Source organism: Micromonospora sp. ABR4_055 (assembly GCF_056160425.1).
Window position 1 is genome coordinate 1 of sequence record NZ_JBSWXD010000121.1, and the last position, 21,067, is coordinate 21,067.

18 protein-coding genes and 1 pseudogene are annotated in these 21,067 nt (G+C 71.9%); 9 read left to right on the forward strand and 10 right to left on the reverse strand.

Features of this window, described 5'->3' with window-relative positions; translation table 11 throughout:
- The 7 genes and pseudogenes from ACXAHD_RS23535 to ACXAHD_RS23565 form a co-directional block, all read right to left on the reverse strand.
- A pseudogene (locus ACXAHD_RS23535) lies at positions 1-1,357 on the reverse strand (cyclic nucleotide-binding protein); the annotation flags it as partial.
- Between the two features lie 126 nt (positions 1,358-1,483).
- Positions 1,484-1,939, reverse strand: coding sequence for an SRPBCC family protein (locus tag ACXAHD_RS23540; RefSeq protein WP_281553518.1), 456 nt, complete (start codon positions 1,937-1,939; stop codon positions 1,484-1,486).
- A 119-nt stretch (positions 1,940-2,058) separates the two neighbouring features.
- Positions 2,059-3,600, reverse strand: a complete 1,542-nt coding sequence (locus ACXAHD_RS23545; protein WP_475053211.1) for a S1C family serine protease — start codon at positions 3,598-3,600, stop codon at positions 2,059-2,061.
- Between the two features lie 62 nt (positions 3,601-3,662).
- Positions 3,663-5,279 carry a sensor histidine kinase gene (locus ACXAHD_RS23550; RefSeq protein ID WP_281553516.1) on the reverse strand — a complete coding sequence of 539 codons (1,617 nt, stop codon included), beginning with the start codon at positions 5,277-5,279 and terminating at the stop codon, positions 3,663-3,665.
- Positions 5,276-5,977 carry a response regulator transcription factor gene (locus ACXAHD_RS23555; RefSeq protein ID WP_281553515.1) on the reverse strand — a complete coding sequence of 234 codons (702 nt, stop codon included), beginning with the start codon at positions 5,975-5,977 and terminating at the stop codon, positions 5,276-5,278. Before ACXAHD_RS23555 ends, ACXAHD_RS23550 begins: the two co-directional genes overlap by 4 nt.
- Positions 5,978-6,065: 88 nt before the next feature.
- Positions 6,066-6,887 carry a lysophospholipid acyltransferase family protein gene (locus tag ACXAHD_RS23560; RefSeq protein WP_281553514.1) on the reverse strand — a complete coding sequence of 274 codons (822 nt, stop codon included), beginning with the start codon at positions 6,885-6,887 and terminating at the stop codon, positions 6,066-6,068.
- A gap of 152 nt (positions 6,888-7,039) precedes the next feature.
- Positions 7,040-7,825, reverse strand: a complete 786-nt coding sequence (locus tag ACXAHD_RS23565) for a GNAT family N-acetyltransferase (protein ID WP_289212292.1) — start codon at positions 7,823-7,825, stop codon at positions 7,040-7,042.
- A 120-nt stretch (positions 7,826-7,945) separates the two neighbouring features.
- Between ACXAHD_RS23565 and ACXAHD_RS23570 the strand changes: the two genes are divergently transcribed.
- The 7 genes from ACXAHD_RS23570 to ACXAHD_RS23600 all read left to right on the forward strand — a co-directional run bounded on the left by ACXAHD_RS23570 (position 7,946) and on the right by ACXAHD_RS23600 (position 18,059).
- Entirely contained in the window at positions 7,946-8,704 is a 759-nt protein-coding gene (locus tag ACXAHD_RS23570; protein WP_475053217.1) for a hypothetical protein, read from the forward strand.
- Positions 8,705-8,730: 26 nt separating this feature from the next.
- A complete protein-coding gene (locus ACXAHD_RS23575; protein ID WP_281567421.1) occupies positions 8,731-9,645 on the forward strand; it encodes an ABC transporter ATP-binding protein in 915 nt (304 codons plus the stop codon).
- Entirely contained in the window at positions 9,642-10,469 is an 828-nt protein-coding gene (locus ACXAHD_RS23580) for an ABC transporter permease subunit (RefSeq protein WP_281553510.1), read from the forward strand. Before ACXAHD_RS23575 ends, ACXAHD_RS23580 begins: the two co-directional genes overlap by 4 nt.
- Positions 10,470-10,694: 225 nt before the next feature.
- The gene (locus ACXAHD_RS23585) at positions 10,695-14,600 is read left to right on the forward strand and encodes a multifunctional oxoglutarate decarboxylase/oxoglutarate dehydrogenase thiamine pyrophosphate-binding subunit/dihydrolipoyllysine-residue succinyltransferase subunit (protein WP_289212290.1); all 3,906 of its coding nucleotides are present in this window, start codon (positions 10,695-10,697) and stop codon (positions 14,598-14,600) included.
- Positions 14,601-14,613: 13 nt separating this feature from the next.
- Positions 14,614-14,790, forward strand: coding sequence for a DUF6104 family protein (locus ACXAHD_RS23590; protein WP_199757927.1), 177 nt, complete (start codon positions 14,614-14,616; stop codon positions 14,788-14,790).
- Positions 14,791-14,871: 81 nt separating this feature from the next.
- Positions 14,872-16,935: a phosphate acetyltransferase gene (gene pta, locus ACXAHD_RS23595; protein ID WP_281553508.1), complete on the forward strand. Its 2,064-nt coding sequence runs from the start codon at positions 14,872-14,874 to the stop codon at positions 16,933-16,935.
- Positions 16,932-18,059 (forward strand): acetate/propionate family kinase, encoded by a 1,128-nt coding sequence (locus ACXAHD_RS23600; protein ID WP_281553507.1) that lies wholly within the window; start codon positions 16,932-16,934, stop codon positions 18,057-18,059. Before pta ends, ACXAHD_RS23600 begins: the two co-directional genes overlap by 4 nt.
- Before the next feature lie 25 nt (positions 18,060-18,084).
- On the opposite strand, the gene ACXAHD_RS23605 is transcribed toward ACXAHD_RS23600, so the two are convergent.
- A complete protein-coding gene (locus tag ACXAHD_RS23605) occupies positions 18,085-18,249 on the reverse strand; it encodes a hypothetical protein (RefSeq protein ID WP_281553506.1) in 165 nt (54 codons plus the stop codon).
- A 114-nt stretch (positions 18,250-18,363) separates the two neighbouring features.
- Between ACXAHD_RS23605 and ACXAHD_RS23610 the strand changes: the two genes are divergently transcribed.
- A complete protein-coding gene (locus tag ACXAHD_RS23610; protein WP_281553505.1) occupies positions 18,364-19,326 on the forward strand; it encodes an alpha/beta hydrolase family protein in 963 nt (320 codons plus the stop codon).
- Between the two features lie 25 nt (positions 19,327-19,351).
- Here ACXAHD_RS23610 and ACXAHD_RS23615 read toward each other — a convergent pair whose 3' ends face one another.
- Both ACXAHD_RS23615 and ACXAHD_RS23620 read right to left on the reverse strand, forming a co-directional pair.
- A complete protein-coding gene (locus ACXAHD_RS23615; protein WP_475053224.1) occupies positions 19,352-20,305 on the reverse strand; it encodes a zinc-binding dehydrogenase in 954 nt (317 codons plus the stop codon).
- 40 nt (positions 20,306-20,345) lie between these two features.
- On the reverse strand, positions 20,346-20,636 hold the full coding sequence (locus tag ACXAHD_RS23620; RefSeq protein ID WP_289212288.1) for a DUF1707 SHOCT-like domain-containing protein: 291 nt from the start codon (positions 20,634-20,636) through the stop codon (positions 20,346-20,348).
- A gap of 164 nt (positions 20,637-20,800) precedes the next feature.
- Here ACXAHD_RS23620 and ACXAHD_RS23625 point away from each other — a divergent pair, with 164 nt between their 5' ends.
- The gene (locus ACXAHD_RS23625) at positions 20,801-20,974 is read left to right on the forward strand and encodes a hypothetical protein (RefSeq protein WP_281553502.1); all 174 of its coding nucleotides are present in this window, start codon (positions 20,801-20,803) and stop codon (positions 20,972-20,974) included.
- Positions 20,975-21,067: the final 93 nt, after the last annotated feature.

Genomic DNA, 21,067 nt, shown 5'->3' on the forward strand with positions numbered 1-21,067 from the left:
GCCGCCGCCAGCGCTGGGCCAGCCAGCCGGCTGCCAGGTAGACAAGCGGGGCGGCGAGGCCGGCGACCACCGCGGCGAGCAGCAGCCGGGCCGGCCACCCGGACCGCCACAGGCCGAGGACCAGGCCGGCGACCCGGTCGGTCCAGATCCGCCAGAACAGGTTGACCGCGATGACCACCCAGAGCACGGCGAGCGTCCCGTACAGGGCGACCAGCCTGCCCTCCCAGTCCAGCGCCGACCAGCGCGGGCCGCGCCGGCGCAGCCGGCCGACGACGTAGGCCAGGCCACGGGTACGCAGATTCGGGATCTCCAGCCAGTCCATCAACAGGTAGTAGCCGTCGAGGGCGAGGAACGGATTGAGGTTGAACAGAGCGTTGAGGTACCAGGCGAAGGCGAGTTTGAACGTCCACGGTGCGGCGGCCGGGAAGATCAGCCCGACGATGCCGGCGACGCCGGCCAGCACCAGCCCGGCGGCCGGCCCGGCGGCGGTGGTGATCAGCCGTTGCCGGCGACCAGCCAGCCAGACGTCGGTGGTGTCGACGAAGACCGACGGGATGCCGAAATAGATGAGGAAGCCGGCGGCCGGCACCCGCCGGCCGGCGTGTTTCGTGGCCAGGGCGTGGCCGAGTTCGTGGCAGGCGAGGGCAACCACGTTCAACCCGAGCAGCACCGCCGCGCCGGCCGCGTACGACCCGCCGGTGAGGAAGACTGCCTGCTCGCCGCGCCACCAGGTCCAGCAGAACGCGGCGAACCCGGCCAGCGCGACGACGGCCAGCAGCACCGCCGCCAGCCGGGTGAACAGGAACCGGCCGCCGCCCCGGTAGAGGGCGCCGACCAGCGGGTCGACGTCGGCCAGCACGGTACGCCGGCCCTGCGCCACGGCCAGCAGGGTGCGGCCGAACCGCAACGGCCACGGCCGGCGGTGCACCCGGGCCAGCGGGCGGAACGCGTCGACCGGCAGCTCGGCGAGCATCCGGTTGCCGGCCAGATCGGCGACGACCCGGGTGACCTGGTCGGGGGCAAGCCGGCCGGCGATCCGGGCGAACTCCGCGACCAACCGGGCCACCGTGCGGCTGCCGTCCATCAGCTGGGCGAGCCGCCACTCGTCCGGGGCCAGCCGCAGGTAGCAGGCACCGCCGCGACCGTCCGGCGAGCGGAGCATCACGTACGGCATCCCGCGTACCGAGGTCAGCTCGACGTGTTCGATACCGGGCCGCAGCACCGGCCGGGCCCGGGCCGGGTTGAGCCGTTCGACGACGGCACCCCACAGCCCGGCGTCGGCCGGGGCGACCGGCTGGCCCGGTGCCCGGCCGGCCAGGGCCTCCCACACGCTCATCCTGGTCTCGACGACCGTCACTGTGCCTGCTCCTCCGCCGCTACTTGCGGCTGCAGGTTAGACCGCCTTGTCGACCGCACGCGACTGCTCAACCGCTTCGGACAGCATGTCGTGCGGAAAAAGTCCCGTCGATCGACTACGCCGGGGTCAGCCGCTCATCCTTTCGGCCAGGGTACGGGCCCGGAACATCTGCACCCGCCTGGCCGTGCGCACCACATAGGAGCGCAGCAGGGTCGGCATGGTGAGACTCACAGTGACGGTGACCGCCGATCCGGTGCCATCGGGCTCGGTCTCCATCACGAACCGCACCGACACCCGCGCCGGGCTGCGTACCTGCATCACGAGTCGGCGGCCCGGATCGGTATCGGTCTGCCGGACGTGCAGGATGTTGTCGTACCGCAGCGGTCCGACGATCTTGAACCGCTCCACCGCGATGTACCGCAGCACGGTGTGGCCGTCGGCGTCGGTGCTCCGCTCGATGTCACGGACCGCGACGATCAGCGGCGAAAGCCCGATGTGGTTGGCCGGGTCGGCCAGGTGGGCGTGCACCCGGTCCGGTGCCGCCGCGACGGTGAACCGGTCGGTGAAGGTCTCGGTGCGCACGCCGGGAAGGTAGCGAACGCCAGGGAAGAAGCGAACGGCGGGCGGCGTGACCAACCCCCTTGGTCACACCACCCGCCGCTCTTTTCGGGGGAGGCAGGTCCATCTGTGTCACATTGCGGTCACGGCGCGTCGGCCAGGGTCGCGGAGGCGGTCCGCGCCTCGCCGTCGCGCTCGTAGGTGATCTCGATCTGTTCCCCGACCTGGCCGGACTGCACCGCCGCGACGAGATCATCCGAGTCGTTCACCGGGGTGTCGCCGATCCGCACGACCACGTCGCCCTGGGCCAGGCCGGCCTGGTCGGCCGGGCTGCCGTCCTCGACCGCCGCGATCAACGCGCCGCCTTCGTCAGCCGCGGTCACACTCACTCCGAGGTACGGGTGGCTGACCTCCTCGCCGGCCATCAGCGCTTCGGCCACGTCGTTGGCCTTGTTGCTGGGGATCGCGAAGCCGACCCCGATGTTGCCCTCGCCCTGACCGGAGGTGGCGATCGCCGTGTTGATGCCGATCACCTCACCGTTGGTGTTGACCAGGGCGCCACCGGAGTTCCCCGGGTTGATCGGGGCGTCGGTCTGCAACAGCCCGGACATCGAGCTGACCTGGCCCCCGCCGCCGAACGGGCTCTGCTGCTGGCCGCCACCCACCGAGATGGTGCGGTCCTGCGCGCTGATGATCCCGGCGGTCACCGAACCCTGCAGACCCAGCGGGCTGCCCAGGGCCAGTACGGTGTCACCGACCCGCATCGTGCTGCTGTCGCCGAGGGTCGCCGGGGACAGCCCGTCCACGTCGTCGACCTTGACCACGGCCAGGTCAGTGCGCGCGTCGGTGCCGACCACGCCGCCGGACGCGGAGCCGCCGTCGGCGAAGTACACGGTGACCGATCCGCCGCGCGCCGACTCGACGACGTGGTTGTTGGTCAGGATGAAGCCTTCGGCATTGAGCACCACACCCGAGCCTTCACCGGAGCCGGTGGAGATGGACACCACGCTGTCCTGGACGGCGTCGGCGATCTCGGCGAGCGACGAGCGGTCGATCACCGGTGCCGCGCTGCCGCCACCGTTGCTGCCGGTCTGCACCGCTGGCGCCGCGCCGCCGTTGTCGAAGGCGGCGACGACCGCACCACCGACCGCACCGGAGCCGAGCATCAGGGCGAGGACGACCGCCGAGCCGGCGACGATCCGACCGAGCCGGTTCGGCGGCGGCTGTGCGCCGGCCTGGGCGGCGGCACCGGGCGGCGGCGACCAGCTGACGTGCGGCTGGCTGTAGCCGTGCCCAGCGTACGGCTGGCCGTGGCTCCACTGCCCGTGCCCGTACGACACCTGGGCGTAGCCGGGAGCGTACGGGCCGGCCTGCGGCTGGCCGCTGAGCGGCGCTCCGGTGACCGGCTGAGCCGACGTGGGTGCCTCGGGCGCGGGTGCCTCGGGCGCGGGAGTCACAGACGCGGGAGTCACAGACGCGGGAGCCTCAGGTGCGGGTGAGTTGGGCGCGGGCTGAGCCGGTGCGGGTGAGCCGGCGTACGGCTGGTTGGTCGGCGTCCAGTCGGTGGACGGACGCCCGGCGGCCGGGTCGGGCTGGCCCGACCCAGCCGGGGCCTGCCAAGGGCTGGCCGGCGGTTGAGCCTTGTCCGACGGCTCCGCCGGCGGCGTGGTCTCGTGCTCGCTCATGTACTCAGATTGCCCCCCGGCACTTTGACGCACCTGATTTGCGGCTGAGGTTTTGCTGAAAATCATGATTCGCTGTCGTCGATGGATTCGGAGTCGGCGAGGTCCGTGTCGGCCAGCGGAAGCCGGACCCGGAAGGTGGCGCCCCGGCCGGGCTCGCTGTGCACCTCGACGGTGCCCGAGTGGGCGGCGACAAGGGCGGCGACGATCGCCAGCCCGAGTCCGGTGCCGGTCGGCCGCCCCGTGCTGCGGGTACGGGCGGCATCGGCCCGGTAGAACCGCTCGAAGACCCGTTCGGACTGCTCCGGGGTCAGACCGGGCCCCTCGTCGGCCACCTCGACCGTGGCGAACCCCGGCTCGGTGGCTCGCAACCGCAGAGTGACCGGCGTGTCGGCCGGAGTGTGGTTGATCGCGTTGGTCATCAGGTTGCCGATCACCTGACGCAGCCGGGCATCGTCGCCCAGCACGACCAGCCGGCCGGCACCGGGCCCGATGTCCAGCTCCACCCGGCGCTGCGGGTCGACCGCCCGGGCCGCCTGCACCGCGTCGCTGGCCAGCACCGGCAGCTCGACCGGCGCCAGATCCAACGGGCGTTCCCGGTCGAGGCGGGCCAGCAGCAGCAGGTCCTCCACCAGCAGACCCATCCGGGCCGCCTCGTCCTCGATCCGGCGGACCAGCCGGGCCGCTTCCTGCGGCGACGCGGCGGCGGCCCCCTGCCGGTACAGCTCAGCGAAGCCGCGAATGGTGGTCAACGGGGTGCGCAGCTCGTGCGAGGCGTCGGCGACGAACTGGCGCATCCGCTCCTCGGACCGGCGGGCCCGGGTCTCCGAGGACTGGGCCGCGACGGCGGCTTCCCGGGCCGACGCCTCAGCCATCCGGGCCGCCCACTCGGAGCTCGCCCGCGCGGTGAACGCCGCCTCGATCTGGGTCAGCATCGCGTTGAGCGTGCGGGACAGCCGGCCCAGCTCGGTCTGCGGCACGTGCACGCCCGGCTCCGGGTCGGGCACCCGCCGGCTCAGGTCACCGGCGGCGATGGCCGCCGCGGTCTGCTCGATCTCGACCAGCGGCCGCAGGTTGGTCCGTACGATCGCGGCACCGGCCAGTGCCAGCAGCGTCACCACTCCGATGCCGACCAGGATGTCGATCCAGACCAGCCGGCTGACGGCCCGGTCGACGTCGACGAGGCTCTGCCCGACCGCGATGACGTCGCCGGTGGGCAGCGACGCGTAGAGCATCCGCCAGCGTGGGGCGCCGTTGCGGGCGTACACCGTCTTCGGCTCGCCCTGCAGCGCGGCGAAGCCGTCCCAGTCGGCCGGCCAGCGCGGCAGCTCGCCGGTGGCGATCCGGTCGTCGTCGTAGTAGGGCCCGCCGATCGGGCCGTCCTGGTACGAGACGACCACCAGGTAGTTGGTCGGCAGCGGGGCGTCCACCGAAGCTGGCTGGTCCCACACCGGCAGGCGTTGCGCGTTGCTGACCTCCTCGCGCAGCTTCACGACGTAGTCGCGCAGGTCCGTGTCGATCTGGTCGACCAGGTAGCTGCGCAGGAAGAACGCGCTGCTCACGCTGATCACCAGCAGCGCGGTGAGGACCAGGCTGAGCACCGACGTGACCAGCTTGACCCGCAGCGGTACGCCGCGCAGCCAGCCCGTCACCGGGGCGGGCGCCAGCGTCGGCCTGCTCACGCCGCTGGTTTGCGCAGCACGTAGCCGACGCCACGCAGGGTGTGGATGAGCCGGGGCTGGGTGTTGTCGATCTTGCGGCGCAGGTACGAGATGTACGACTCGACGATGTTGTCGTCGCCCCGGAAGTCGTAGTTCCACACGTGGTCGAGGATCTGCGCCTTGGACAGCACCCGGTTGGCGTTGAGCATCAGGTAGCGCAGCAGCTTGAACTCGGTCGGTGACAGCTGCACCCGGTTGCCCGCCCGGTAGACCTCGTGGGTCTCCTCGTCCAGCTCCAGGTCGGCGAAGGTGAGCCGGGACGAGATCTGACCGCCGTTGCTGGTACGCCGCAGCACCGCCCGGATCCGGGCGGTCAGCTCCTCCAGCGAGAAGGGCTTGGTGACGTAGTCGTCGCCGCCGAGGGTCAACCCGCGGATCTTGTCGTCGGTGGCGTCCCGCGCGGTGAGGAAGACCACCGGGGTACGGGTGCCGGCCTCCCGCATCATCCGGATCACCTCGAAGCCGTCCAGGTCGGGCAGCATGACGTCGAGCACCACGAGGTCGGGCCGGCGCTCGCGGGCGGCGTTGAGCGCGGCGCTGCCGCTGGTCGCGGTGGTGACGTCGAATCCGGCGAACCGCAGACTGGCGGAGAGCAGTTCGAGGATGTTCGGGTCGTCCTCGACGACGAGCAGCTTCGCCTCGGTCTGCGATGCGGTCATGACCGCATCATCCCGGATCGGTCTGGGTTCGGCCTGGGGAGCCGCTGACAATCAGCTGAGAGTGAGCTCCACGCCCGGACGAGTGACCTCAGCCGACAAGGTCGAGGGCGGAGCGGGCCGGTGCCGGGTCGCGGTCGGCGAGCCGGGCGAGGGCCCGCCGGTGCCGGAACCGGTCCGGCGGCAGCGGCGCACCGGCGTCCAGCGTCACCACCAGGTCCCGCAGCCCGAGCACCCGCCGTACCGACGGCCACAACGCCTCGTCTCCGATGAACGCCGCCACGCTGGTCGGCACCGGCCCGGCCGGGACCGCGCCGGCCGGCCCGGCTGGCGGGGTCCTGGCCGGGCAGGCGAAGTGGTACGTGAGGGTGAGCGGGACGACCGGCACCTCCGCGTCGAGCGCAGCCTGGAACAGCGCGGGACGAAACGGTGCCGGGCGCGGCGCACCCGAACTGCACCGACCGGCGGAGGTGGCCCGGCCGGCGGTCCCGCAGGTCGTGGTGGCCTGCGGGAACACCGCGATCTGGTGCCCGGCGCGCAACGCAGCGGCGACGTCAGCGACCGTGCCGGGCAGCGTACGCGGCCGGTCGCGGTCGATGAACAGGGTGCCGCCGACCCGGGCCAGCGCGCCGATCACCGGCCAGCCGCGGATCTCCCGCTTGGCCAGCAGCCGGGCCGGGGTGACGGCGAGGATGGCCAGGGTGTCCAGCCACGAGACGTGGTTGGCGGCCAGCAGCGCCGCCCGGACCGGCAGCCGGCCGACGAGCCGCAGCCGGACGCCGAGCGTACGCAGCAGTCCGCGGGCCCACAGTCGCCCGGCGACCGGGCGTAGCCGCCGGGTGAGCAGCGGCAGCAGCACCAGCAGGACCAGCCCGGCGGCGAGCATGCCGAGCACACCGGTCAGCCGGGTCAACCGGGTCAATCGGCCGGCGGCGGGCACGGTGGGCGGGGGCGGCAGACAGCCGGCCCCACACCCGGATCGGGGTCGCCAGAAAGTGCCGTGCCCGACCGGTCGCGGTGACCTGGCGAGCGGTCGCGGTGACCTGGCGAGCGATCTCGGTGCCATCACAGCTCCAGGAAGTGACGCAGGTAACGGGGATCGATCCGGTCCAGCGACAGCAGCACGTACAGGTCGGCGACTGCGAAGTCGGGGTCGTACGCGGGTTCGCCGCACACCCAGGCGCCGAGTCGCAGGTAGCCGCGCAGCAACGGCGGCATGCCGACCCGGCCGGTCCTCGGCAGGACCGGTGCGGGTGGCGGTTCGGGTTCGGCGAGCCAGGGGCGACGTGGCCGCACCCGCAGCAGCGGCGGGGCCAGGTGCCGGTCCCGGACCGTGCGCCAGACCGCGTGGGCGCTCGCCCCGCCGTCGTGCAGCGGCACCGACGCACAGCCGCCCAGCCAACGCAGGTCACGTTCCCGCAGGTAGCGGGCGATGCCGGCCCAGATCAGGTTGATCACCGCGCCGCCCCGGTGGTCAGGGTGCACGCACGCCCGGCCGGCCTCCACCAGGTGGTCACCGATCAGCCGCAGTGGTCTGGTGTCGAACTCGGTGTCGGCGTACCAGCGACCGAGCCGGGCGGCGCGGTCCGGCGGCAGCAGCCGGTAGGTGCCGACCACGGCACCGGTCCGGCCGTGCCGGACGATCAGGTGGTCACAGTGTTCGTCGAACCCGTCAATGTCCCGGTCGGCGTCCAACCCGCCGGAGCGGGTGTCGCAACCGGCACCGAACTCGGCGGCGAACACCTGGCGGCGCAGTCGCTGTGCGGCGGCGACCTGGTCGGTGTGATCGGCGACCGAGACGACGTAATCGCTGGTCCTGGTTGGGGTGGCGGCGGTCAGCAACACGGCCATGTCATGTGTTTAAGGTGCCCCGGAACCGTCGGCGTGTCGGTAGCGGATGGCACCGGTGTCGATCCGGTGAACGGCGGTGGCGATCGAACGGCGGTGGCGGCCGACTGCGAGGATGGTCCGATGCTGATCTCCGCCCGGTTCAACGGCCCGACCGGCTCTGCCAACGGCGGGTACGCGGCCGGCCGGTTCGCCCAGGCGCTGCTGCGCGCCGACCCGGCCACCGTGGTTCCCGGTCGACCGGTCCGGGTGACCCTGCGCCGGCCGCCGCCGCTGGACACCGAGCTGCGGGTGGTGCGTACCGCCGACGACACCCTGAGCGTGGAGACCGGCGCCGATCCGGTCACGCTGATCGCCGAGGCCGAGGCGGTCCACGGCTCGATCGGCGGGCTGACCGGCCCGGTTGACGGCTCGGCCAGCCCGGCGGGCGAGCCGCCCGTACCGCCGGTCGACCTGGCCACGGCGGAGGCTGCCAGCTCCCGGTACCCGGGACACGACGCCCATCCGTTCCCGGACTGCTACGTCTGCGGCCCACGGCACCCCGACGGTCTGCGGGTGTTTCCCGGGCCGGCGGGTGACGGACGCACCGCCGCGCCGTTCGTCGTCCCGGACGACCGTACGGTGCCGACGGTCTGGGCCGCGTTGGACTGCCCCGGCGGCTGGACGGTGCTCGCCGCGGGCCGGCCGTACCTGCTGGGCCGGATGACCGCGACGGTGGCCGCACTGCCGGCACCCGGCCAGCGCTGCGTGGTGGTCGGCGAACTGATCGAAACCAGCGGCCGCAAGGCCGAGGTACGCACGACGCTCTACGATGCTGCGGGACAACCGCTGGCGGCGGCCCGGGCGACCTGGATCGCCATCGCCGGACCCGCCGCCGGGTGACGGGGCGGTGTGACGAGAGGAGCCACATGTCGGAGGACGGACGCATCGTCGTCTCCGGGCTGACCAAGCAGTACCGCAATGTCCGCGCGGTCGACGATCTGTCGTTCACGGTGGAGCCGGGGCGGGTGACGGGCTTCCTCGGCCCGAACGGGGCCGGCAAGACGACCACCCTGCGGATGATGCTCAACCTGGTCACGCCGACCAGCGGTCATGCCACCGTGGGTGGGCGACGGTACGCCGACCTGACCGATCCGCTGCGGCACGTCGGCGCGGTGCTGGAGGCGTCCAGCGCGCACAAGGGCCGCTCCGGGATCAACCACCTGCGGGTGATCTGCGCCGCCGCCGGGTTGCCGCTGCGCCGCGCCGAGGAGACGCTCGGCCTGGTCGGGTTGACGCCGGCCGCGAAGCGCAAGTTCAAGGGCTACTCGCTCGGCATGCGGCAGCGGCTGGGGATCGCCGCGGCGATGCTGGGCGACCCGAAGGTGCTGATCCTCGACGAGCCGGCCAACGGGCTGGACCCGGAGGGGATCCGCTGGATGCGGGACCTGCTCAAGTCGTTCGCGGCGCAGGGCCGTACGGTGCTCGTCTCCAGCCACCTGCTGGCCGAGATGCAGCTGCTCGCCGACGACGTGGTGATCATCGCGGCCGGTCGGCTGGTCCGGCACGGCCCGGTCGGCGAGGTGATGGCCTCGATGTCCGGTGCCCCGACGATCCGGGTCCGCACCCCGCAGGGCGAGAAGCTGACAGCGGCGTTGAGCCGGGCCGAGGCGACGGTGCAGACCGCGCCGGACGGCACGCTGCTGGTCGTCGGGGCGGACGCGCCGACAGTCGGCCGGACCGCCCTGGCCGAGGGCGTCGAGCTGCATGAGCTGACCACCGAACGACCCGACCTGGAACGGGTCTTCCTGGACCTGACCAGCGCGAAGGCGGCCATCCGATGAACCTGGTACGCAGCGAGCTGCTCAAGATCACCACCACCGCCACCTGGTGGGTCTTCGGCCTGATCTACCTGCCGTTGTGGGCGGTCACTCTGCTGGTGAACTACGTGCAGACCAGCGTGCTGTCCGACCCGGAGCGGTTCGGCCCGACGACGCCGGAGAACGACGAGGTGCTCAGCGCCGTCAGCGAGGCGCCGGCGCTGGCAGCCAACCTCTACACCAACGGCCAGTTCTTCGGGCTGCTGGTCGTGATGCTGCTCGGCGTGATCGTGGTGACCAACGAGTACTTCCACCAGACCGCGACCACGACCTTCCTGACCAGCCCACGACGTACCGAGGTGGTGCTGGCGAAGCTGGCCGCCGCGTCGCTGCTCGGCTTCGTCTTCTGGCTGATCACCACGGTGGTCAACCTGATCGCCGGTGCGCTGGTGCTGGCCACGTTCGACATCGGTGCACAGTTCGGCTCGGGCGCGGTCTGGGAGGCGGTCGGGCTCAACGGCCTGGCCTACCTGCTGTGGGCGATCTTCGGGGTCGGCTTCGGGGTGCTGATCCGCAGTCAGCTCGGGGCCACCGTCTCGGCGATCCTGCTCTATTTGGGTGGCTACCTCGGCACAGCGATCATCCTTGCCACACTGGCGTCCCGGTTCGGCGACTGGGTCAGCGACCTGCAGTGGTTGGTGCCCTCGATCGCGTCGCAGTTGATGGTCGCCGGCACCGACCTGCCGGACAGCCCACCCCGGTGGACCGGCGCGCTGATCCTGATCGGCTACGCGCTGTTGACCGGCATCGTCGGTACGGTGATCACCCGCCGTCGGGACATCTCCTGACCGGTCGGGCCTACCACCACTGACCTGCCATTCCGGCCGGTACGGCAACCGCCGTGCCGGCCGGTACGGCTGGGGCAACCGTTGTGAAAAGTGACACGAGCCGCATGCGACAATGCCGCCCGTCGGCGTACGGCGTAGCCTGGTAGCCGTCCCGACCAGCGCCCCGACCCTGGTGGCGTCCCCCGCGTGACAAATCCGACCGCGTGAAAGAGGCGATTACCGGCCGTGTCGACCCAGCAGACTTCGCAGGACAATCCGCTGGCGGGCTTCGGCCCGAACGAGTGGATCGTCGATGAGATGTACCAGAAGTATCTCACCGATCCCGCCAGCGTAGATCCGGCTTGGCACGACTTCTTCGCCGACTACAGCCACGAGCAGGTCGCCTCGCCCACCGAGGCGGCCGCCGCGACGGCGACCACGGCGGCAGCCCGGGCCGGCACCGACGCGCCGGCCGCGCGGACCGCTCAGCAGACCGGGGCGCCCGCGCCGGGGCGCGGGACCACCCGCCGGGCGGCCGAGCCCACCACCACGGCAAAGAGCAGCCCCACCCGGGCGACCGCGCCGGCCGGCAAGGCTGCACCAGCCGGCAAGACGGCACCGGCCGGCAAGACGGCACCGGCCAAGCCGGCCGCCGGTCAGGAGGGCACGGGCAAGACCACCGCCGGCAGGTCGACCGGCAGCCAGCCCGCCGCGACCAGAACGGCGGGCAAGGCACCAGCCGACAAGACAGCAGCCGACAACGGTTCGGCGGCCGGTGGCAGTCGGCAGACGCCGCTGCGCGGGGTCGCCGCCCGGATCGTGCAGAACATGGACGCGTCGCTGGCTGTGCCGACCGCGACCAGCGTGCGCGCGGTCCCGGCCAAGCTGCTGGTCGACAACCGCATCGTGATCAACAACCACCTGGCCCGGGGCCGTGGCGGCAAGGTCAGCTTCACCCACCTGATCGGATACGCCATGGTCCGGGCGCTGGTCGAGCACCCGGAGATGAACAACTCGTTCGCCGAGATCGACGGCAAGCCGAACATGGTCGCGCCGGAGCACGTCAACCTCGGCATCGCCATCGACCTGGCCAAGCCGGACGGCTCCCGGACCCTGGTGGTGCCGTCGATCAAGGCGTGCGAGCAGATGGACTTCCGGCAGTTCTGGCAGGCGTACGAGGACGTGGTCCGCCGCGCCCGCCGAGGCGAGCTGACCATGGACGACTACAACGGCACCACGATCTCGCTGACCAACCCGGGCGGCATCGGCACCGTGCACTCCCAGCCCCGGCTGATGACCGGGCAGGGGGCGATCATCGGTGTCGGCGCAATGGAGTACCCGGCCCCGTACGCCGGGATGTCCGAAGAGACCCTCGCCGACCTGGCGGTCAGCAAGGTCATCACGCTGACCAGCACCTACGACCACCGGATCATCCAGGGTGCGCAGTCCGGCGAGTTCCTCAAGACCATGCACGAGCTGATCCTCGGCGAGCACGGCTTCTACGACCAGCTCTTCACCGCGCTGCGGATCCCGTACGAGCCGGTGCGCTGGGTACGCGACGTGGCGGTCAGCTCCGAGGGACAGATCAACAAGACCGCCCGGGTCAACGAGCTGATCCACGCGTACCGGGTGCGCGGGCACCTGATGGCTGACACCGACCCGCTCGAGTTCAAGATCCGTAAGCACCCGGACCTGGACGTGCTGCAGCACGGCCTGACCCTGTGGGACCTGGACCGCACCTTCCCGGTGGACGGCTTCGCCGGCCAGCAGCGGATGAAGCTGCGGCAGATCCTCGGCGTGCTGCGCGACTCCTACTGCCGCCGGGTCGGCATCGAGTACATGCACATCCAGGACCCGGAGGAGCGCCGCTGGATCCAGGAACGGATCGAGCGCGGCTACGAGAAACTTGACGCCGCCGAGCAGAAGCACATCCTCAACCGGCTCAACGCAGCCGAGGCGTTCGAGACCTTCCTGCAGACCAAGTACGTCGGGCAGAAGCGCTTTTCACTGGAGGGCGGCGAGTCACTGATCCCGCTGCTCGACGAGGTCCTGCAGTCATCGGCCCGGGCCGACCTCGACGAAGTGGTCATCGGCATGGCCCACCGGGGCCGGCTCAACGTGCTCGCCAACATCGTCGGCAAGCCGTACGAGAAGATCTTCTCTGAGTTCGAGGGGCACCTCGACCCGAAGTCCACTCAGGGCTCCGGGGACGTCAAGTACCACCTCGGTCAGGTCGGCAAGTTCACCACCCCGGACGGCGAGCACGGCATCACCGTGTCGGTGACCGCCAATCCTTCGCACCTGGAGGCGGTCGACCCGGTGCTGGAGGGCATCGTCCGGGCCAAGCAGGACCGGATCGACCTCAAGTTGGAGGGCTACACCGTGCTGCCGCTGCTGGTACACGGTGACGCCGCGTTCGCCGGGCAGGGCGTGGTCGCCGAGACGCTCAACCTGTCGCAGCTGCGCGGCTACCGGACCGGCGGCTCAGTGCACGTGGTGGTCAACAACCAGGTCGGTTTCACCACCGCACCGGAGCACAGCCGGTCCTCGCTCTACTCCACCGACGTGGCCCGGATGATCCAGGCGCCGATCTTCCACGTCAACGGCGACGATCCGGAGGCGGTCGTCCGGGTCGCCCGGCTCGCTTTCGAGTACCGTCAGGCGTTCAACAAGGACGTGGTGATCGACCTGGTCTGCTACCGGCGACGCGGGCACAACGAGGGCGACGACCCGTCGATGACCAACCCGCTGATGTACGCGATCATCGACTCCAAGCGCAGCGTCCGCAAGCTCTACACCGAGGAGCTGATCGGCCGGGGTGACATCACCATCACCGACGCCGAGGAGCTGCTGCGCGACTACCAAACCCAACTGGAGCAGGTGTTCAAGGCGACCCGGGACGCCGCCACCTCGGCGACCAGCCGGTTGCCCGGCCGCCAGCCGGAGCCGGAGCCGCAGGTGGCGACCGCAGTGGACGCCGCCGCCGTGCAGGCGGTCGGCGACGCGCACGTGGACCTGCCGGAGGGCTTCACCCCGCACAAGCGCATCCAGCAGCTGCTGGAACGGCGGGCGAAGATGTCGGTCTCCGGCGACATCGACTGGGGCTTCAGCGAGATCGTCGCGTTCGGCACGCTGCTCGCCGACGGGGTCACCGTCCGGCTCGCCGGGCAGGACTCCCGCCGGGGCACCTTCGTGCAGCGGCACGCCTCGGTGGTCGACGCCCACACCGGCCGCGACTACCTGCCGCTGGCCAGCCTGGTCACCGACGAGTCGCGGTTCTTCGTACACGACTCATTGCTCAGCGAGTACGCGGCGATGGGCTTCGAGTACGGCTACTCGGTGGAGAACCCGGAAGCGCTGGTGCTCTGGGAGGCGCAGTTCGGCGACTTCGTCAACGGCGCCCAGTCGATCGTCGACGAGTTCGTCTCCTCGGGCGAGGTCAAGTGGGGGCAGCGGTCGGCGCTGACCCTGCTGCTGCCGCACGGCCACGAAGGGCAGGGTCCGGACCACACGTCCGGGCGTCCGGAGCGTTACCTGCAGATGTGCGCCGAGGACAACATGCGCATCGCGATCCCGACCACCCCGGCGAACTACTTCCACCTGCTGCGCCGGCAGGCCCTGTCGCCGAAGCGCAAACCGCTGGTGGTGTTCACCCCCAAGTCGCTGCTGCGGCACAAGCTGTGCGTCTCCCCCGTCGCCGATTTCACCTCCGGCACCTTCCAGCCGGTGCTGCCGGACCCGGTAGCCGACGGCCGGCCGGCAGCGGTCAAGCGGGTGCTGCTGTGCACCGGCAAGATCTACTACGACCTGCTGCAGGCCCGCGTCGAGCGGCACGCGGTCGCCGGCGGCAACGGTCAGCTCGACACCGACACCGCAATCATTCGGATGGAGCAGCTGTACCCGCTGCCGGTGGAGCAGGTCCGCGCGGCGCTGGCCGGCTACCCGAACGCCGAGGACTTCGCCTGGGTCCAGGAGGAGCCGGCCAACCAGGGCGCCTGGTCGTTCGTCGCGCTCAACCTGCTGGAGCACCTCGACGGCGTACGGCTGCGGCGGATCTCCCGGCCGGCGGCGGCGGCACCGTCCGTCGGTTCGACGAAGCTGCACGACGCCGAGCAGTCCGCGCTGATCGACGCCGCGCTGCCGCGACGCTGACCGGGAGGGACACGTGTACTTCACCGACCGGGGCATCGAGGAGCTGGCGCAGCGCCGCGGCGAGGAGGAGGTCGCCATCTCCTGGCTCGCCGAACGGCTGCGTGACTTCGTCGACCTGCACCCGGAGTTCGAGACCCCGGTGGAGCGGTTCGCCACCTGGCTGGCCCGGCTCGACGACGAGGACGACTGAGCCAGGCGTTGACGCCGGACCCACCCGGGCCGGGACCAAGGTCACCAGACTCCGGCCGCCTCCGCCTTGTACGTTGGGGCGGTGGCGCGAAGTGTCTACCTAGCCGGTCTCGGCCCCGGTGGCGGCAAGTCCACCGTCGCCCTCGGCCTGGCCGAGCTGCTGTCCCGCCGGGTCGAGCGGATCGGGGTGTTCCGGCCGCTGGTCGTCGGTGCCGGCCCGGACGCGACCCTGACGCTGCTGCGTGAGCGCTACCGGATCGACCTGCCCGACGATCAGCTGTACGGGGTCAGCTACGCCGAGGCGGCCGGGCTGGTCGCCGACGGTCGGCGGGAGGAGCTGATCTCGCGGATTGTCGACCGGTACCGCGAACTGGAGCGGCGCTGCCCGGCGGTGCTGGTGGTCGGCAGCGATTTCGACGACACCGGTGACAACGGCGGTCTCCCCCGCGAGCTGGCGTTCAACGCCCGGCTGGCCACCGAGTTCGGCAGTGTGGTGGTGGCTCTCGTCGACGGGATCCACCGGGACAGCGCCGAGGTCGCCGGCGCGGCCCGCAGCGCGTACCACTCGTTGACCGAACTCGGCGCGACGGTGCTGGCCGTCATCGCGAACCGGGTCGACGCCGGGGTGGTGACCCCGACGCTGCCGGTGCCGGTCTACGCCATCCCGGAGATCCCGGCGGTCTCCGCGCCGACCGTCGCCGAGGTCGCCGGAGCCCTCGACGCCACCGTGCTGGCCGGCGACGACGCCGCGTTGGCCCGCGACGTGCTGGACTTCGTGGTCGGCGCGGCACACGTTCCGGTGCTGCTGGACCATCTCGTCGACGGCGCGTTGGTGATCACCCCCGGCGACCGGGCGGACCTGCTGGTCGCGGTCAGCGCGGCGCACGCCGCCGGGCTGGTCTCGCTGGCCGGGGTGGCGCTGACGCTGGGGGAACGACCGGATCCGCGGGCGATGCGTCTGGTGGAGCGGCTCGGCACCAACCTGGCGGTGCTGTCCGCACCGGCGGACAGCTTCCACGCGGTGGCCACCGCCGGACGCATCTCCGGCCGGCCCAGCACCGCGAACCCCCGCAAGGTGGAAGCCGCACTCGGCGCCTTCGAATCCAGCGTGGACACGGCCGAGCTGGCCCGCCGGCTGGACGTGACCCGGTCGGCCCGGGTGACCCCGATGATGTTCGAGTACGCGCTGATCGACCGGGCCCGGGCCGACCGCCGCCGGCTGGTGCTGCCGGAGGGCACCGACGAACGGATCCTGCGGGCAACCGAGATCCTGCTCCGACGCGGCGTCGCCGACCTGACCCTGCTCGGCGACGCCGACGACATCGGCCGCCGGGCCCGCGAGCTGGGCGTGCAGATCGACGGCGCGCGGCTGGTCGACCCGACGGTCAGCCCGTGGCGCGACGACTTCGCGTCCCGATACGCCGAGCTGCGCCGGCACAAGGGCGTCACCTGGGAGCTCGCCCACGACGTGATGGGTGACGTCAACTACTTCGGCACGATGATGGTGCACACCGGGCACGCCGACGGCATGGTCTCCGGGGCCACCCACACCACCGCCGCGACGATCCGCCCCGCCTTCGAGATCATCAAAACGCTGCCGGACGTGTCGGTCGCGTCCAGCGTGTTCTTCATGCTGCTCGCCGACCGGGTACTGGTGTACGGCGACTGTGCGGTCAACCCGGACCCGGACGCCGAGCAGCTGGCCGACATCGCGGTCAGCTCGGCGCAGACCGCCGCCCGGTTCGGTATCGAGCCGCGGGTCGCGATGCTGTCCTACTCCACCGGGACCTCCGGCAGCGGCGACGACGTCCGCAAGGTCGCGGCCGCCACCGACCTGGTCCGCAAGCGGTGCCCGGACCTGCTGGTCGAGGGTCCGATCCAGTACGACGCGGCGATCGATCCGACGGTCGCCGCCACCAAGCTGCCCGGCAGCGACGTCGCCGGGCGGGCCACCGTCTTCGTCTTCCCCGACCTGAACACCGGCAACAACACCTACAAGGCGGTCCAGCGCTCGGCCGGCGCGGTCGCCGTCGGACCGGTCATGCAGGGTCTGCGCCGACCGGTCAACGACCTGTCCCGGGGAGCCACCGTGCCCGATATCGTCAACACCGTGGCGATCACCGCGATCCAGGCGGCCGCGCAGTGAGCGACGCGGCCCGGATCCTGGTGCTCAACTGCGGCTCATCGTCGCTGAAGTACCAGCTCTTCGACGGCGACCGGGTGGTCGACAAGGGCACCGTCGAACGGATCGGCGAGCCCGGCGGCGGGCCGGCCGACCACGCGGCCGCGCTGCGGCTGATGGCCGAACGGGTCGACCTGGCCGGGCTCGGCGCGGTCGGGCACCGGGTGGTGCACGGCGGTGTCCGGTTCGCCGAACCGACCCTGATCACCGACGGGGTGGTCACCGAGATCGAACGGCTGGTGCCGCTCGCCCCGCTGCACAACCCGGCCAATCTGACCGGGATCGCCCAGGCCCGCCGGCTGCTGCCGGGCGTACCGCAGGTCGCGGTCTTCGACACCGCCTTCCACCGCACCCTGCCGCCGGAGCAGGCCAGCTACGCGATCGACGTCGACACCGCGCAGCGGTACGGCATCCGCCGGTACGGGTTCCACGGCACCTCGCACGCGTACGTGTCCCGACGGACTGCCGCGCTGCTCGGCCGGGCGCCGGCCGACGTCGACGTGATCACCCTGCACCTGGGCAACGGGGCCAGCGTCTGCGCGGTGGCCGGCGGGCGCAGCGTGGCGACCTCGATGGGGCTGTCACCGTTGGAGGGCCTGGTGATGGGTACCCGCAGCGGTGACCTCGACCCGGCGGTGGTGTTCCACCTGGAGCGGGTGGCCGGCTGGTCGACCGCCGACGTCGACCGGCTGCTCAACCAGCGCAGCGGCCTGGTCGGGCTGACCGGGGCCGGCGACATGCGCGAGGTGCTGCGCCGCCGCGCGGACGGGGATCCGGCGGCCCGGCTCGCCTTCGACATCTACTGTGCCCGGATCCGGTTCTACGTCGGCGGATACCACGCGCTGCTCGGTCGGGTCGACGCGATCGTCTTCACCGCCGGGGTCGGCGAGAACGCCGCCCCGGTGCGCGCGGCGTCGCTGGCCGGGCTCGACCGGCTCGGTGTTCAGGTCGACGCGCGGCGCAACGACGAGGGCCGAGGCGAGCGGATGATCTCCCCGGACGGCACACCGGTGCAGGTGTGGGTGGTCCCCACCGACGAGGAGTACGAGATCGCCAGTCAGACGCGGGCGGTGCTGACCGCCGGCTGATCCTGGTCGCCGGGGCCGGAAAGGATCAGAGCACCAGCCAGAGGGCGATCGCGACCACGATCACCACCGCCACCGCGACACCAATGATCAGCGGCAGCCGGGATGGCTGGTCGGCGACCGGCGACGGCGAGGTCTGGAAGGCCCGGAACGCCTCGGTGTTGCCGCTCGGATCGACGTACTCGTCAGACATGATGAAGACCCTAGCGAAGTCGACTGGACGCTGCCACGACCGGCCGGCGCGAGCCGGTGGTCGACCCGACGGATGCCGGTGGTCGACCCGACGGATGCCGGTAACAATCGTCCAATGCGTGACTTCCGTCCGGCGGTAGCCGGCCTGCTCACCGTCGGTCTGCTCACCACCTCGCTGGCCGGATGCGGCACCGCCGCCGCACCCGGCCCGGTGGCCGACGCCCCGACTGCGACGCAGACCGCCCCGGCGGCCGGCCAGCCCGACCCGACGTCCGCGCAGCCCGACCAGCGACCCGGCCGATCGGCACCGACGCGACGGCTCGACGTCGGCACCCGCACCCTCGATCTCAGCCGCGGTGACCGGCCGCTGCCGGTCACCGTCTGGTACCCGGTCGGCGGAGACGGCCCGTACCCGGTCGTGCTGTTCAGCCACGGCCTCGGCGGCAGGCCGGCCGACTACCGTACGGTGCTGTCCGAGTGGGCGGCGGCCGGGTTCGTCGTCGCCGCCCCGACCTACCCGTTCACCAGTCAGGGCGGCTCCGGCGGCAACGCACTGGACGTGCTCAACCAGCCGGCGGACGCGTCGCACGTACTGGACGAGCTGCTGGCGCTCGACGGCCGCGACGGTGACGAGTTCGCCGGCCGGCTCGACGTCGACTGGGTCGCCGCCGCCGGGCATTCAGCCGGCGGGATCACCACCGTCGGGTTGTTCACCGCCGCCCGGGACGACCGGCTGGACGCCGGCGTGGTGCTGGCCGGCAGCGCGCTCGGCGTCGGTACGGCGTTCAGCGGTGCCGCCGCACCGCAGCTGTTCATCCACGGCGAACTGGACGAGGTGGTGTCGTACGCGTCGGGCAAGGCGGCGTACGACCGGGTGCCGTGGCCGAAGGCGATGCTGAGCCTGCCCGACGGCGACCACGGTCAGTCGCTGCTGCGGCCCGGCAACCCGGCGTACGACGTGGTACTCGGCACCAGCACCGACTTCCTGCGGTGGACGCTGTACGGCGACGACGTCGCTCGGCGGCGGCTGGCCGACGACCCGCCGGCCGGGGTCGCCGTCTTCGACAACCAGCTCTGACCCGGCCCGTTGGTGACGCGGCTCGTCAACGCCGGTGGTCGAGCACCAGTTTGCCGAACGTGCGGCCGGTGTGCAGCCGGGTGAAGGCGTCGCGTACCTCGCTGAAGCCGTATTCGGTGTCGACGACCGGCCGGATGCCCCGCTGCGCACACAGCGCCAGCAGGTCCCGCAGCTCGTCGGGGGTGCCCATCGAGGTGCCGAGGAGCTCCAGCTGCATGGCGAACACCCGGCGCAGGTCGACGGCGGGCAGATGACCGCTGGTGGCACCGGACACGACGATCCGGGCACCGGGCGCGGCGGACTTCATCGAATGGTCGAAGGTGGCCGCACCGACGGTCTCGATCACCACGTCGACCCGTTCCGGTAGTCGGCTGCCCGGCGCCAGGGCGGTGGCGCCGAGCGCGGCGACCCGGTCCCGCTTGCTCTCGTCCCGGCTGGTCGCGTAGACCCGCTTGCCCAGCGCGACGGCGAGCACCACGGCCGCCGTCGCCACCCCGCCGCCCGCTCCCTGGACCAGCACCGACTCGGCTTGGTCGGCCCGCCCCCGGGTGGTCAGCATCCGGTACGCGGTCAGCCAGGCGGTGGGCAGGCACGCCGCCTCGGTGAAGGTCAGCCCGGCTGGTTTCGGGATCAGGTTCGACCGGGGCACCGCTACCCGGTCGGCGAACGTGCCCGGGTAGCGCTCGGACAGGATCGACATGCCGCGCGGGTCCGCCGGGTCGGGCACCACCGGGTGGACGACGACCTCGTTGCCGGCGTCGTCGACGCCGGCGGCGTCACAGCCGAGGATCATCGGTAACCGGTCGGCGGGCAGTCCGACACCGCGCAGCGACCACAGGTCGTGGTGGTTGAGTGAGCTGGCGCGGACCTCGACCACCGTCCAGTCCGGGGCGGGCAGGTCCGGTTCGGGCAGATCGCCGACGCGCAGCGCGGCGAGCGGGTCGTCGGCGTCGACCGTCGAGGCGAAGACAGCTCGCATGCACCGCACGCTAGCAGCTAGCTACGTGAGCGCGGCAGCGTCAACGCAGCAGGAGCAGCGCGGCGAGTACGGCGAGTGTCACCCCGGCGATCAGGAACGCCACGACCAGCTGGTGTGTGGCGGTCGGGCCGGCCGGGGCAGCCGCGGCCGGCTCGGCCGGCAGGTCCGCCAGAATGGATGCCAGTTCGCCGTGCGTCCGGGCGCACAGGGCCCGTTCCACCCGGTCGGCGTGCTCATCGAGGCTCAGCCGACCGGCTGAGGTGTGCCGCTCGATGCAGCGTACGACCCGCTCCCGGTCCTCGTCCGAGGCGCGCAGGTCGGGGCGGTCCATCCGACCAGCCTAGGCGGCCCACGTCCGGGGCCGTCGCGGAGTCGGCTGAGGGGTCGGCTGAGCTGGGACTTCGGGAGAACACAGGCCCCATCGGTGACGGAGCGCACCGATATACGCACGCATCGTCACCGGTGGGGGCGGGGGCGGCACAGCGCCCGGCCAGCATGAATCTCGTCTACATCTGGATCATGCTCTTCGGTTTCGTCGGCACTCAACTCGCCTGGACGCTACGGCCCTTCTTCGGCGACGCGGGCAGCCCGTTCGCCGTGTTCCGCGAGATCGACGGCACCTTCTACGCCGATCTCGTACGCACCATCGGCCGGCTGCTCGGCGGCTGACCAGTTCGTTCGTCGGCCCAGCCGCTCGGTCGACGCCGTCGACACCGGGCACGACCGGTCCGGTGTCGACGGAGGGCGACGCCAGTGCCCGGG

Coding starts and splice junctions, on each gene's coding strand:
- ACXAHD_RS23545 (WP_475053211.1), bottom strand. CDS start 3,600: ATGAGCGAGCACGAGACCACGCCGCCGGCGGAGCCGTCGGACAAGGCT.
- ACXAHD_RS23555 (WP_281553515.1), bottom strand. CDS start 5,977: ATGACCGCATCGCAGACCGAGGCGAAGCTGCTCGTCGTCGAGGACGAC.
- ACXAHD_RS23565 (WP_289212292.1), bottom strand. CDS start 7,825: ATGGCCGTGTTGCTGACCGCCGCCACCCCAACCAGGACCAGCGATTAC.
- ACXAHD_RS23570 (WP_475053217.1), top strand. CDS start 7,946: ATGCTGATCTCCGCCCGGTTCAACGGCCCGACCGGCTCTGCCAACGGC.
- ACXAHD_RS23575 (WP_281567421.1), top strand. CDS start 8,731: ATGTCGGAGGACGGACGCATCGTCGTCTCCGGGCTGACCAAGCAGTAC.
- ACXAHD_RS23580 (WP_281553510.1), top strand. CDS start 9,642: ATGAACCTGGTACGCAGCGAGCTGCTCAAGATCACCACCACCGCCACC.
- ACXAHD_RS23605 (WP_281553506.1), bottom strand. CDS start 18,249: ATGTCTGACGAGTACGTCGATCCGAGCGGCAACACCGAGGCGTTCCGG.
- ACXAHD_RS23610 (WP_281553505.1), top strand. CDS start 18,364: ATGCGTGACTTCCGTCCGGCGGTAGCCGGCCTGCTCACCGTCGGTCTG.
- ACXAHD_RS23615 (WP_475053224.1), bottom strand. CDS start 20,305: ATGCGAGCTGTCTTCGCCTCGACGGTCGACGCCGACGACCCGCTCGCC.
- ACXAHD_RS23620 (WP_289212288.1), bottom strand. CDS start 20,636: ATGGACCGCCCCGACCTGCGCGCCTCGGACGAGGACCGGGAGCGGGTC.
- ACXAHD_RS23625 (WP_281553502.1), top strand. CDS start 20,801: ATGAATCTCGTCTACATCTGGATCATGCTCTTCGGTTTCGTCGGCACT.